Raw genomic sequence first — 13,015 nt, 5'->3', positions numbered from 1 at the left:
CATGTTGGAATTATTCGCCCCCTACAGTGTTTCAGAAGTATTGGTGTTCCTGCTCAAGGGCTTGGGAATGACGTTGTTCATCGCAACCATATCCATCATCTTGAGCTTTCTCTTCGGCTCTGTCCTCGGAATAGCCCGATACCTTGGGAAAGGCATGGGAGCAAGGCTTGCGGCCATCTACATCGATTCGGTGCGCAACATCCCCCTGCTGCTGTTCATCCTCAGCTTCCGGCTGCTGCTTCCCTCCGTCATCCTGGGAATCCGCATCCCTGACAAGGCCGTGTTTTCGGGCATTGTTGCGATGACCGTCTTCACCAGTGCAATGGTGGCCGAAATCCTTCGGGGAGGATTGAACGGCATCCCCCAAGGACAGTGGGAAGCTGCAGCGAGCCAGGGATTCTCACGCTATAAGACCCTTCGCTACATCATCTTCCCCCAGGCACTGCGCAAAATCCTGGTTCCCATGCTCGGTCAGTTCGTGACCTGCCTGAAGGACACCTCCTTTCTGCAGGTGGTGGGGATATCGGAGCTGATGATGAACACCACCATCATAATGGGCAAGTTCAAGTTCTCCTATCAGGTCATAGTACTCTATGCCTTGACCGCCCTCATCTATTATGTGGCCAATATAGCAGTACTCACCATTGCCAAGAGAATACGGTTCTGAGCTTAAAGTCCACAGGAATCGCAAGATAGCGGTTTAACCTTAGTCTCAACAATAATCCGGTCAGAAACCGGTCAACCGTTGCCTTCCAACAGGAAGTCAATGATATTTCTTTGCTTGATACCATTACGATTGAAGCTGATCAAGGAGTCGGTGGAAAGTACTATCTTCTCATAATTATCATCAATGGCCTCAAGAGGAGCAAATTCGCGATCCGTATTGTCTTCTGTAAGGATGTAGCACACTTGGACATACAGTCTCTCATCGGCTTTGCCAGCAACGAAGTCAACCTCAGAGAGGCCTTGCTTCCCAATATGTACGCTGTATCCCCTGCGAAGCAGCTCGAGGAACACGACATTTTCCAATAGAGCGCCGATATCATTGTCACGGTACCCGATCGTTGCATGGCGCAGACCAAGGTCAGAGACAAAGTATTTCTCTTGGGTTTCGAGAAGCCGTTTTCCCTTGATGTCAAAGCGAGGAACCTTGTGAATCAAGAATGCACTCTGCAGTGCATTAATGTAGTTGTATACTGTCTCCGAGCTGAGTTTCCTTCCCTGGTTTTTCAGAAAATCGGAAATAGTCTTTGCTGAAAACGTGTTCCCAATATTGTCCAGCAGGTACTGCACAATCCTTTCGAGCAGATGTATATCGCGTATCTTGTTTCTCTTGATTACATCCTTAAGCAGCACAGAGTTGAATATGTCAGTTAAGTATCTGAGCAAGGCCGCATCTTCCCATTTCATCTCGTGGATTCCCGGAAGCCCTCCATACCGGAGGAAATTGGAGAAATGTTGTTCGTGGCTAAGCCCTTTTTCATCCTCGTTGTTTCCTGCAAACTCAAGATACTCACTGAATGACAGTGGGTAGACAGGGATTTCAATGTAGCGTCCCGAAAGCAACGTCGCCAACTCTCCCGAAAGCAGCCTTGCATTGGAACCGGTAATATACATATCGCAATCACAATCAATGCGTACTGAGTTGATTACCTTCTCCCATGATTCGACTTCCTGGATTTCGTCGATGAACAAGTACAATTTGCCGTTTGCAGCCTTTGCCGCTGCGATTATTGCCCCGTACAATGCCTTATAGTTTTTCAAGTCTTCAAATTGCAATGATTCGAAGTTGGCTGAGAAAATCTGACTTTCTTTAACCCCGCGTCTAAGGACTTCCTCCTTGATGAGCTCCAAGAGGACGCTTTTGCCTGACCGCCGCATGCCGGTGATTACCTTAATTACTGGTTTATCCAGGAAATCAAGAATCTGTTTCATATAGCTTTTACGAACGATCATAAGAAGCACCTCCTGTGGAGTTTCTCTTATGATAGCACAAATTCTATATAATAACAAAAGTTTCTTTTATAGAAGAAACTATCGATACCAGGTACAACCTCCATAAGTTCCACCGGAATCGCAAGACAGCGGTTTGAATAGTGTTTTAGCCCAATGGCTACGTTTCAGTTCCAAAGCCAACCCATGGCTTGGATGCCCCACAATGATTCGAGGTGAATATCCAAAAACCACTGCTCCGATCAGAAATGGTCAGTCCTGGGTATCCAGAGACGAGTACAACGGTGAAAGTTTCTTCCCATACCTGTCTTCCACCACGGCAACCACGCTGCCCTCTTTCTTTGGCAGCATCGGCTCTCCGGTAAGAGCGTGGATGCGCATCATCAGCTCTTCTATCGTAATGGGCTTGAGATTGGCTTGCTTGAGAGCCTTGAGAAGGTCTTCCCTGTTTGGATTGACCGCAATCCCCCGTTCGGTCACCACGACATCCACATCGCTGCCGGGAGTGCAGATGAGATTAACCTCTTTGTTGATCATAGGAATACGGCCACGGAAGGAAGGCAGCACCACAATGGTGAGCTTCGCCCCATAGGCGGTATCGGGGCCGCCGCCCAAGGCCCCGAGAATGCGGCCGTCGGTGCCGGATACGGAGTTCACATTGAAATCGAGGTCTACCTCGGTAGCCGAGAGAATCATTACATCCAGCTGATGGGCGATGCAGGCGGGGTTGTTGGGATTGGCATACAAGGAGGCGCTCATCTCCTTATGAAATGAGTTCTCAGCAACAGAAAGGGCGGCCTCGCCGTCAAAGCTCTGGACATCCCACAGCGTATGAAACAGTCCCTCCTTGGCCATACGGACCAAGGTCCCGGTAATACCACCCGAAGCGAAGCCGCCTTGCAGCGCATGCTGCTTCATATACTGTTCAAGCAGATTGGTAACCAACAGCGAAATGCCGCCGCTGCCCGCCTGATAGTTGAAGCCCGGTTTCAGGGTCCCAGCTGCCTGCATAACCGCCAAGGTACGCTCGGCAATGAGGTGCTCAGTGGGGTTCTGAGAGACTCTCAGAGAACCACCGCCGACCTGCTCGCTCTCACCGATGGAGTCAACCTTGACCAGAACATCGACAAGCTTTGCCTTGATCGATTGATAGGCAAGAGGTTCTTCACTGAGAAAGTCGGTGATGGCGATTACATACCCTGCATATTCGGCATCGGCATGTGCATACCCCATCGAGCCGAAGGGATTGGGACCCGAAGTCCCGTTCAGATTGCCTTGCCTATCGGCAGCCGAGGCTGCAATGAAGGCGACATCGACCGGAGTCTGCCCCTCTTCAATCGCGCGGGCACGCCCCCCATGGGTGCGAAATACAACCGGATGGGGAACCTCATTGTTCAGCACCGCTTCACTGAGCGGTGACTTCATACCGGTGGTCTCAATACGCGTTACCACCCCGGCTCTGACTGCTCGAAGCACAGCCTCGCAAGCCTCTCCCATAATGGAGGAAACGCACAACGTCAAATCGGCGAAGTGCATCTCTTGAAGGAGATCCAACACAAGGCCGACCACCCTGTCTCCCAGGCGAAGGTGGTGATGGAAGCTGATGCGCATCCCACTCGTTAGGCCACTTCGTGCGATCGCCTCTTTCAGAGTCAGGACTTCCTTCATTGCGTTCTCCCTTCAAGCACCCGCCTGGCCCAAAGCACCACCGGCTTGTCCACCATTCTTCCCTTTGCAGAGAGCACACCAGAGGTCGTGCCCTCTGCAGCCTCGACTATCCTCTTCGCTTCCTCGACCTCTTGGGCGGAGAACGAAAAGACTTCATTGATCACATTGATCTGGTTGGGATGAATGACCGACTTGCCGCAGAAGCCCAATGAACGGGAGCGTTTTGCATCCTCGATCAATCCTGCCTGGTCGTCCAAGAAACCCCAGACCGAGTCGTAGGCTTCCAAGCCGAAGGCTGCAGCGGCACTGGCAATGCGCGAGCGCGGGTAGTCGAGGGCAAGCGAGGCTTCCTTCCTTCGCAGTCCCAGGGCGGCACAGTAGTCCTCGGCACCAAAGGAGAAGGCGACAATTCTTGCAGAAGCACTCGCAATGAGGAACGCATGCTCCACTGCAAGCGGCGTCTCCAGCAATGCTTGGATTTTGGTGGTTCCTGGTGGAAGCATCAACTCTGCTTCCAATTGGTCCAGATATGCACTGATTCGGTGTACATCAGCTTGAGATTCAACCTTGGGTACCCTGACCAGCTGTACACCTGCATGGAGACATGCACTCAAATCGGCCTGCCACCATGCTGTGTCCAAGCCGTTGATTCGCACTGCCAGCCTGCAAAGGATGCCCTGCCTCTGTAGATCCGCCTTGATGACGCCCAGCATCTCCTCAAGCAGGAAGCGTGCCTCGTCCTTTTGGTCAGGAGCAATGGAATCCTCGAGGTCGAACACCACCCCGTCACTGCCGTATATTCCTGCATTGATCATCCGCGAGGGGGTATTCGCCGGTGTATAGAGCCAACTTCTCATAGCAAGCCTCCCATGCGGGCGATGGCACAGCGCAGCCGGGCCCGGATGACACAGTCGAAAGCCTGCTGGTCTACAACCTCAAAGTGTCCTTTGACAATATGTAGGTCATCAAGCAATTCTTTGCAGACCGCCTCGATTCTCCTGCCATAGAGACCCTGCACCGTTGAGGTCACCGTGAGCCTGAGATCACTCTCAGGCTCGCTGATGGTCACAAGCACATCTCCCTTCTGGGCTTTTCCTGCACTGACGCCGCTCATGGACAAGCCTCAGTTTGGACGGACATCGACAGAGAGGCAGGTCATGCGTCCGCCGCCGCCCTGCAACAAGCCGACCTGCCCGCTCAGGTACGGGTCCTGCTCGTCGGTATACTCGAGCACCACCTTCCCATCGACAAGAGCCGTCAGATGATTTGCCTTCACCTGCAAGGTGAGGAGGTGTTCGTCATCGGCATTCAGAAGCGTTGCACTACCCAGTTCAATACTCTGTCCCTTGTTTTTCTTGAGCAAAACAATACGGTTGCTTGCAGAAAGAACCAATGCATACCTGCGGCGATACCCCTGCACCCGGGCAAGAATACCATGACCGGATCCTATATCGCTTCGTATGCGGGCGGAGTAGGAGTAGTCGGCCCAGTCGGGGGAGCCGGTGTAGGTCTCTGCATCCTGCGGACCGCTGCCGACATAGGAAGCATCCTCAAGCCGCCAGAACCCGCGATGGAACGTCCATTGGGTGATGGCTCCCGCCTCGGCCCGCTCCTTGGAGAAGTCCAGGCAGTAGTCGGCCTCGCCCGACCACCAAAGGTTCTGGAGGATTACCTTGGCGTTCACCAAACCTTCACCGGTGTGGTGCACCACGATGCCGACTTCCGAGATGTGGGCATTCTCAATACGTTCAATGGCGTACTCGAGCTTGGTTGTACCACTGAGACGAACACCCTGGCTTTGGTGGGTCAATCCAGTGTTTCGATCCCGGATGTAGATGCTGGCAAGCAGATTCGGGCATTGGTCTTCAGGCAGATGCAGGGTTGCATGCACCCTCTGTCCCGGATAGAGCTTGGGAGAGAATGAGGCCCCGTAGTAGTTTGCCGTCAGTTCCTTGGTGTGCACGGAAGTCTTCACATACCAGGAGGCACTGCTCTTCTTACCCAGCTTCTTGATTACGGCACACAGGCCGGGGGTCTGTTGGGCAGGGTCGGTATTGGTATTCCAGAGCTGAACGATCTTGGGTTCCTCTCCACTGATCTTCCAACCCTGTGTAGAGCCGGGATAGGAGAAGTGGTAGCGTTGTGGTTTTCGCGTTGAACGTATGTCGGCCAGGCGTTCTGCGCAATCGGCAATGCGGTCGGCACACTCGGCGATATCGAGGTAATTGTCCGCCCCGATTATACTGGCAAGTACCAGTTCGTCCTGCATCGGAGAGCGCCACTTCTCATCGATTCCCTCCAAGCCTACTGCAACGGCCATGATGGCTCCAAGGTTTCCCACGTTGCAGTCGGTGTCCCAACCGCACATGTTGCCGATGCAGATGGTGCGCGAGTAATCCCCTTCGCCGTAGAGCAAAGCAAGTACAATGACGGCAGCGTTGGGGATTACCGGCACCACTCCGGCATATCGGTCGTAGCCGAAGTTCTCAAAAACATAGTGATAGGCCGCTTCCCAATCGTGGGGGTGCTCTGCATGAAAGGCGAGCATCGCATGCACCATCTGTGCGTAGATGGAGTCGGTATCGAGGGCGATCAGGGCATCTCTGACCAGCTTCTCTGAGGAGGTGAAGCTGAAGGCAAGGCTGGCAAGAGCGGCAATATAGCGGGCACCCTGCAAAACCTCGCCGTCATGGGAGATGCTTGAAGCCATCTCAGAGATGCGGGCAGCCTCAAGAGGATTGTTCGGATAGACAAGGCCCCAGATATCGCTGAAGATCTGGCCTCCGATCTGCTCGGCTAGAGCACTGCCGTTCAAGGCTGCCGAGCCGGAGATGCTTGGGGAAATTCCATTTGCGAGGTTCAAGTAGGCGGTGTGTTCGGTGGAGATGCCGTAGCCCCCCCACCACAGGGTGCCGCGCTGGTCGGCAAGGTAGTTGAGCATTCCCTCGGCAAAGGTTTCGGCTGAGATTTCACCCTTCCAATCACGAAGGGCCCTGATCAGGACCATGGGGAAGGCGGTGTCATCGTCGGGCTTGAACAACTTGCCCGGCTGCAGGGGAAGGTAGCCGTCAAGGATTCCCAGGTTCTCCCTGATCTCCTTGTACGTCCAGTTCTCGATGGGAGCGCCGAAGCGCACGCCGATGCATTTGCCAATCCATCCGGCATAGACTCGCTGTCGATAGCGTTCCGGCAGTATGTTCATCTGATACCCCTTATGATTTCAGTCAAGTCGCGATAGTCGGTGATGACCCAATCGGCTTCGGGAAAGCCTTCGCCTATGTCGTCACGGACCCCACTATAGCGTACGCTGTACATCCCCGCCTGCTTGGCTCCCAGGACATCGGTATGCTTCAGGTCTCCTACGTGCACCACCTCGTCCGCTTTGCACCCATTGATGTCCAGCACCTTCTGGAACACTCCGGGTGCCGGTTTGCTCATGCCAAGTTCATCGGAGTAGAGACCGAAGGAGAATTTACCGGGATGGTCGCGTTCGATGAGCCGGCCAAGGTACTTGCCCGAGGAGACTCCGGTATCGGAGATGATGCCGAGTTTGTAGGATCTGGAGAGCTCGGCGACAACCTCGACAATGTGGTCGGTGGGCACGGTATTTCCGGTGAATACCGCCTCCTGGAGCGTATGGCAAAGCTCGTCGATCACCCACTCGGGCAGCTGGATCTTAAGCTCGCCGAAGACCAGGCCCAGGAACTCTGCGACCGGCAGGGTGCGCTGCTCCTTGCGCCAGATGTCGTCCCACAAGAGCCAGGAGTTCTCCATGGCCTTGTAGATCTGCTCGTCACTGATATGAGTGATGCCGCACCGGTCGAAGGCGGCCCGGATTCGGTCCTTGCGCTCATGCTTCAATGAAACAGTGTTACGGTACAAAGTACCCCAAAAATCAAATGTTACCACCTTGATCGGCACAGGATCCCCCTTGTCAACCTTTCATACCCACCGATGCGATACCACCGATGAGATGCTTCTGAGCGAAGAAATACATGACCAGGACCGGTGTCATGGTCGAAAGCGTGGCAGCCATCAGAAGGTTCCACTCAACACTCCAGATTCCCTTGAACATCTCAAGGCCCATCTGGATGGTGAACTTCTCATAGGAGTTCAGGTAGATCAACGGCTGGAGGAACTCATTCCACGTCCAGAGGAAGGTATAGGTCACGATGATGGTCAAGGCCGGAATGCACAGCGGCAGTAAAATCCGGTAGAGGATTCCGAAGGTGCCCACCCCGTCGATTTTCGCCGCATCATCCAGGTCTCGCGGCATCGTCTTCATATACTGGATCAAGAGGAATATGAAGAATGGGGTGCCGCTGAAGGCAGGGAGGATCAAGGGCCAGTAGGTGTCGATCATACCTGCCTTGACGTACATGGAGTACAGGGGGATCAACTTGGTCTGCAGGGGGATCATCATCGTGCTGATCACCAGCATGAAGAAAATTCCTTTACCGGGAAACTTCAAACGGGCGAAGCCGTAGGCGATCAAGGGGACGGCAAGCAACTCGCCGATGGTCTTGAGGACTATCAGGTAGAAGGTGTTGCCGATGAAGCGAAACATGGGAACGCGGGTGAATACGTCGCGGAAGTTCACCCACTGGGGGACTTCAGGGAACAACACCGGCGGCCAAAGGAAAATATCCCACCGGCTTTTAATGGCAGTAGAGAACATCCAGAAAATCGGAAGCAGGAAAATGACGGAGAGCAGGATCATGAAGGAGTGGGTGACCACCGATGTGGTGATTTGCCTCCGCCGATGAGCTCGCTTCATTGCTTCGAAGGTTGTTTCGGTTTTCATCGGGCTTTGTCCTCCCCTTCATAGTACACCCAACGCTTGGATGTATAGTTTACAAACATGGTCATCGCCATGATGATGACGACCAGAACCAGGATCAGGGCGGAGGCATAGCCGGTGTTGAAGTGCTGGAAGCCTTCCTCATAGAAGTAGAGCAGGTAGAAGTAGGTGGCTTTCAAGGGACCGCCTTTGGTGATGACGTAGGCTTCGGTGAAAACCTTGAAGGCCTCGATCATCTGGATGATGAGCTGGAAGAAGAGCGTTGGAGTGAGCAAGGGGATGGTGATCTTGAAGAAAATCCGCAGCTTGCCGGCTCCATCGATTCGTGCCGCCTCGTACAGTTGCGGCGGGATGTTCTGCAGGCCTGCCAGATAGATGACTGCGCTTCCTCCCACCTTCCATAGGCTCATGCTTGCCACTGAAGGCAGGGCCCATTTCGGATCCCAGAACCATTTGGGTCCCTGGATGCCGAAAAAGCTCAACACAGAGTTGACGATGCCTACATCGGGTTGGAGCAACCACGTCCACAGCATTGCTATGGAGACTCCGGAAATGACGGCGGGGATGTAGAAGAGTGTTCGGTAGAAGTTCATCCCCTTGATCTTCATATTCAGCAGAAGCGAGAGGAGCACGCCGAAGATGAGTATCACGGGCAGCGACATGAGCACATAGAGTGCTGTCGCCTTGACCGATTGATAGAAAAGAGGCTCCTTGGTGAACATGTGAATATAGTTCTCCAAGCCGATCCAGACCGGTTTGTCCATCATCGTCCAGCGGGTGAAACTGTAGTAGATTGTTGAGAGTATAGGGATGAATGTGAGGACAATGAAGCCCAGCACCCACGGGGAGATACTGAGATATCCACACAGGGCTTCCTTCACGGCAGCCTTCGATCGTTTTACCTGTTTTGTTACCATCTGTCAGTAGCCTTTTGCCTGCAAGGCATCCGGGAAGGGACTTGGTGTCGATTCCCGGATGGTCTTGGGTAGTGTTTAGTAGAGCAGGGTCTTCTTTGCTTCGTCCAGAACAGCCTGAGCCTTCGGTACGAGTGCATTGAGTTCTCCCTTGATCTGATCCTTGGTGATCAGGCCAAGCTTGATCTTGTCCCAAAGGTCGGTGATGGAGGCTTCCACCTTTGTTCCGGAGGGGTGTGCACCGCGCCAGATTGCAACCTGGGTGTCATTGAGGACTTCCAAAAATCCCTTCACGTAATCCTTGTCGGCATCCTTGTACTGCTTTGCCACGGAGTCGATCGAGGGGAAGAGGTTTGCATTGTCCATCAAGAACTTCTGTCCTTCAGGTCCGACATACCACTTCAGGAACGTCCAGGCTTCCTCGGGATGCTGTGAGCCTTCCCAGATGCCAACCAAAAGCGACCATGCGTTCACGTGACGGGGGTTGTTTCCGACACCAGGTTCGCGTACCACGCCAAAGTTCTTGCCGGCCTTCACAGCGTTGAGCATATGCCCTTGGTTGAGGGTTGCCATTGCCAGGCGGTTTGCCATGAACAGGTCGATCGGTCCTGTGTTCTCGGTGCTCAAGGTAGCCATATCGGATACGGTGGGTGTTACACCCGAGCGCATCAGGTCGTAGAACCATTCGTAGGCGGCAAGGGATTCGGGGCTGTTCAAGTAACCGTCGACCTTGGTGCTGTCGGGGCTGTAAAGCCTGGCATTCTCACCATGGTTGAACCAGATTGCACGGAAGGGACGGGTAAGAATCTCGGCACCCCACACCTTCTTGGCAGGATTGGCTACTTTCTTTGCAATCTCCAGATACTCGTCGGTAGTCCAATCATTGGTCGGATAGGCCACACCGGCTGCGTCAAAGAGGTCCTTATTGTACATGACGATCGAGGCGCCTACGCCGAGGGGAAGTCCGATGGTCTTGCCGTTGAACTGTGTCTTGGTGTCCCAGAAGCCCTTGTAGTACATACCGGTGTCGAAGTTGTCCCGCTTGATGTACTCGTCGAGCACCAGGGCCTTCGGATACCAGTTGGCCACCGAGAAGAATGCTACGTCGGGTCCACCGACACCGGCACCCAAAGCGGTAGTCATCTTGGTCTCAAAGCCTTTGGTCGGCAGCAAGGTCATATTGATCTTGATATTCGGATGACTTGCTTCGAATTCCTTTACCATTGCACGCTGGGAAGCCTCATTGTACTCCTCCGAATCCCAGGTCCACCACTCAAGGGTGACAACTTCCTTGGCTGGAGCACTCTCCTTGGCACCGGCTGCAAACAGCGAGCCGACCAGACAAACCATGAGCATCAGCACGAGCACTGCTTTCATAGAGTCCTTTTTCATAACGTTCCTCCTTATTCATTCAATTCGCCAAAGGCGAATGTAATCACACAAAATCCCTTACGTTCTTCTCTTCAATGCAAAGTGCGCCAATTCGATTCCCAGATCCACCAGATCCTCCGTTTTTGCAAAGGACAGGCATACACCGGAGGGATGACGCACCTGCTCCACCCATGACTCAGGAATCACCTGCATGCCCTGCCCGGCTGCACAGAGGGCGAGCGTCAAGGCACAGATTGTATCCGCATCACGACCAAAATTCGCTGATAATAAAAACGCCTTTCTGAAATTGCCTTGCGCCATCCGATACAGCGCATAAACCTGGGGCACAGCCTCGGCGGCGATTGCATGACGCGGAGTCCAAAGCCGGGTGTGCAGAGCCTCATACTGGTCGAAAGGATCGGACAACTCGCCAAGGATTGCATCGGCCAAATCCATCCGCCTTCCAAGCCAGCTGTCATCAGGAATGCACGCTCTGCCGACTGCAACAACCTCTTCGACGGAGGCGCCTTCAAGTGCAACGGAGATCGAGGCGGCAATCGCCTGGGCTGCCCAGATTCCATCACGGTCGTGGCTTACACTTGCATCAATGCCTGCCAGGCGGGCTGCTTCCTTGGGATCACCTACAGCGGCGATACCGAACGGTACCGCCCGCATGGCCGCCCCATCGTCATTGTTCAGGGTGTTGTCTATGCCCGATAGCGGAGGGTTCATTCCCACCGAGAGGTTCCAGAGCGCTCCATACAACGGCGTTCCACCGCGGTCGAGTGCTCCGCCGTTGTCCAGCACGAGGGCGCGCCAAGTATCGGCGACATACCGGGCATTGTACTCGCCGGGGCAGTTCAGCAATGCTTTTGCAGAGAGCACACCGAACTCGGTGTCATCGGTACTCTTGCCTTGTGGAAGCAGGCGGTTGAGAATCCCATACTGTTGTCTGACGGAGGCATCACGGCCCAAATCGCCTGCGGCGTCCCCCACCCCCAAGGCAACCATTGCCGCCTTGGCCCTATCGATGAAGGTCTCTTCCCATTCTGTCAAACCGCTCTTTTCACCTACTTTCATCCTATCCTCTTTTAGTACCGGTAACGTTACCGGTACATGCAAAAAAATTATTAAACCTAAAGAATCCGTACGGAATCACGAACAACCAGCTCACCTGGATATACCAATTCCTTGCACTGGTGCGACTCTACAGCCATCTCTTCTATCAAGAGATCGACACTCGCCTGGCCCAAGATGTACTTGAAGGTATCGATGGTAGTCAGCCGGGGCCTGATCATCTTGGCTATTTCAATATTGTCATGCCCCACCACCGAGATATCGCCGGGAATCGACAAGCCCCGGTCGAGGATTGCATCATAGGCACCGATGGCCAGTACATCGTGAGAGGCGAAGAGTGCTGTGGGTCTGCTCTTCAATTCAAGAAGACGTTCCATGCACTCCCTGCCTGCTTCCACCGAGCTTACGCCTTCAACTATCAGGTTCTCATCAATGTCGATATTCGCCTCGGTAAGGGCTTTGAGATATCCTAGTTTGCGTTCATATCCCGACTGGGTCAGATCCCCGGTCGTGATGTGACCGATTCGGGTATGCCCGGCGTCGAGAAGGTACTTGGTTCCCAAGTATCCATTGGCAACATTATCGATGGCGATGGTCGAGATCATCGACTCCGAGCTCTTGCGGTAGATCTGGACAACCGGGAAGTTCTCATCGCGCAGCTTGAGCAGCTCATCACGATTGGCTTCATTGAATGAGAGTATGATGCCGTCGACCTGCTTGCTTCGCAGCAGCCCGATCGCCTCCTTCTCCACCCTGCTGTCCTTGTGGGCATCGAAGAACATGACCGAATATCCATACTCCTTGGCTTTGACAACTACGCCTCTGGCGAGTTCCGGGAAGCTTGCATTGGTGATGTCGCTTGCGATGAAGCCGATGACATTCGAGCGCTTGAGCACCAAGTTCCGTGCCACCTTGTTGGGGCTGTAGTCGAGGTCCTTGATGGTTGCACGGATGCGTTCCTGGGTTTCCTTGCTCACATCGGGCTTGTTGTTCAAGACCCGTGAGACGGTGGAAACCGAAACTCCAGCTTTTTTGGCAATGTCAATGATTGTTGCCGTCATGCACCGCTACCCCTCTACTTACAAGAGAAACCTTCCGGTAACGTTACTGGTAACGTTTCCGATACTTCATACTAAGCCCCAAAGTTGGATATTGCAAGCAAAAAATGAAGCAATTGAGAAGCGCTGTGAAGAGTGCCCCTCAGAATTCGTAGAGTAAAGGGGATCTAGTC

12 protein-coding genes are annotated in these 13,015 nt (G+C 53.6%); 1 reads left to right on the top strand and 11 read right to left on the bottom strand.

The window, feature by feature from the left end:
• Position 1 precedes the first annotated feature (1 nt).
• Positions 2-667, top strand: a complete 666-nt coding sequence (locus MUG09_RS03500) for an amino acid ABC transporter permease (protein ID WP_244773611.1) — start codon at positions 2-4, stop codon at positions 665-667.
• A gap of 71 nt (positions 668-738) precedes the next feature.
• Here the strand turns inward: MUG09_RS03500 and MUG09_RS03495 are convergent, their stop codons facing one another.
• From MUG09_RS03495 to MUG09_RS03445, 11 genes are all read right to left on the bottom strand, one after another.
• Positions 739-1,956, bottom strand: a complete 1,218-nt coding sequence (locus MUG09_RS03495) for an ATP-binding protein (RefSeq protein ID WP_244773609.1) — start codon at positions 1,954-1,956, stop codon at positions 739-741.
• A gap of 249 nt (positions 1,957-2,205) precedes the next feature.
• Positions 2,206-3,621, bottom strand: coding sequence for a citrate lyase subunit alpha (gene citF, locus MUG09_RS03490; RefSeq protein WP_244773607.1), 1,416 nt, complete (start codon positions 3,619-3,621; stop codon positions 2,206-2,208).
• On the bottom strand, positions 3,618-4,478 hold the full coding sequence (locus tag MUG09_RS03485) for an HpcH/HpaI aldolase/citrate lyase family protein (protein WP_244773605.1): 861 nt from the start codon (positions 4,476-4,478) through the stop codon (positions 3,618-3,620). Before MUG09_RS03485 ends, citF begins: the two co-directional genes overlap by 4 nt.
• On the bottom strand, positions 4,475-4,735 hold the full coding sequence (locus MUG09_RS03480) for a citrate lyase acyl carrier protein (RefSeq protein WP_244773603.1): 261 nt from the start codon (positions 4,733-4,735) through the stop codon (positions 4,475-4,477). Before MUG09_RS03480 ends, MUG09_RS03485 begins: the two co-directional genes overlap by 4 nt.
• A gap of 9 nt (positions 4,736-4,744) precedes the next feature.
• Complete coding sequence (locus MUG09_RS03475; RefSeq protein WP_244773602.1) at positions 4,745-6,823, bottom strand: ADP-ribosylglycohydrolase family protein; 2,079 nt, start codon at positions 6,821-6,823, stop codon at positions 4,745-4,747.
• The gene (locus MUG09_RS03470; RefSeq protein ID WP_280529403.1) at positions 6,820-7,530 is read right to left on the bottom strand and encodes an HAD family hydrolase; all 711 of its coding nucleotides are present in this window, start codon (positions 7,528-7,530) and stop codon (positions 6,820-6,822) included. The genes MUG09_RS03475 and MUG09_RS03470 overlap by 4 nt, the downstream gene beginning before the upstream one ends.
• A gap of 25 nt (positions 7,531-7,555) precedes the next feature.
• Positions 7,556-8,425 carry a carbohydrate ABC transporter permease gene (locus MUG09_RS03465; protein ID WP_244773592.1) on the bottom strand — a complete coding sequence of 290 codons (870 nt, stop codon included), beginning with the start codon at positions 8,423-8,425 and terminating at the stop codon, positions 7,556-7,558.
• The gene (locus MUG09_RS03460; protein ID WP_244773590.1) at positions 8,422-9,339 is read right to left on the bottom strand and encodes a carbohydrate ABC transporter permease; all 918 of its coding nucleotides are present in this window, start codon (positions 9,337-9,339) and stop codon (positions 8,422-8,424) included. Before MUG09_RS03460 ends, MUG09_RS03465 begins: the two co-directional genes overlap by 4 nt.
• A gap of 75 nt (positions 9,340-9,414) precedes the next feature.
• Positions 9,415-10,728: an ABC transporter substrate-binding protein gene (locus MUG09_RS03455; RefSeq protein ID WP_244773588.1), complete on the bottom strand. Its 1,314-nt coding sequence runs from the start codon at positions 10,726-10,728 to the stop codon at positions 9,415-9,417.
• A 57-nt stretch (positions 10,729-10,785) separates the two neighbouring features.
• Entirely contained in the window at positions 10,786-11,787 is a 1,002-nt protein-coding gene (locus MUG09_RS03450; protein ID WP_244773586.1) for an ADP-ribosylglycohydrolase family protein, read from the bottom strand.
• Positions 11,788-11,843: 56 nt separating this feature from the next.
• Positions 11,844-12,845 carry a LacI family DNA-binding transcriptional regulator gene (locus MUG09_RS03445; RefSeq protein ID WP_244773584.1) on the bottom strand — a complete coding sequence of 334 codons (1,002 nt, stop codon included), beginning with the start codon at positions 12,843-12,845 and terminating at the stop codon, positions 11,844-11,846.
• Between the last annotated feature and the right edge of the window lie 170 nt (positions 12,846-13,015).

Source organism: Sphaerochaeta associata (assembly GCF_022869165.1).
GTDB classification, from domain to species: Bacteria; Spirochaetota; Spirochaetia; order Sphaerochaetales; family Sphaerochaetaceae; genus Sphaerochaeta; species Sphaerochaeta associata.
This window is presented reverse-complemented; position numbering and strand designations above follow the sequence as displayed.

Coding starts and splice junctions, on each gene's coding strand:
- MUG09_RS03500 (WP_244773611.1), top strand. CDS start 2: ATGTTGGAATTATTCGCCCCCTACAGTGTTTCAGAAGTATTGGTGTTC.
- MUG09_RS03495 (WP_244773609.1), bottom strand. CDS start 1,956: ATGATCGTTCGTAAAAGCTATATGAAACAGATTCTTGATTTCCTGGAT.
- citF (WP_244773607.1), bottom strand. CDS start 3,621: ATGAAGGAAGTCCTGACTCTGAAAGAGGCGATCGCACGAAGTGGCCTA.
- MUG09_RS03485 (WP_244773605.1), bottom strand. CDS start 4,478: ATGAGAAGTTGGCTCTATACACCGGCGAATACCCCCTCGCGGATGATC.
- MUG09_RS03480 (WP_244773603.1), bottom strand. CDS start 4,735: ATGAGCGGCGTCAGTGCAGGAAAAGCCCAGAAGGGAGATGTGCTTGTG.
- MUG09_RS03475 (WP_244773602.1), bottom strand. CDS start 6,823: ATGAACATACTGCCGGAACGCTATCGACAGCGAGTCTATGCCGGATGG.
- MUG09_RS03465 (WP_244773592.1), bottom strand. CDS start 8,425: ATGAAAACCGAAACAACCTTCGAAGCAATGAAGCGAGCTCATCGGCGG.
- MUG09_RS03460 (WP_244773590.1), bottom strand. CDS start 9,339: ATGGTAACAAAACAGGTAAAACGATCGAAGGCTGCCGTGAAGGAAGCC.
- MUG09_RS03455 (WP_244773588.1), bottom strand. CDS start 10,728: ATGAAAAAGGACTCTATGAAAGCAGTGCTCGTGCTGATGCTCATGGTT.
- MUG09_RS03450 (WP_244773586.1), bottom strand. CDS start 11,787: ATGAAAGTAGGTGAAAAGAGCGGTTTGACAGAATGGGAAGAGACCTTC.
- MUG09_RS03445 (WP_244773584.1), bottom strand. CDS start 12,845: ATGACGGCAACAATCATTGACATTGCCAAAAAAGCTGGAGTTTCGGTT.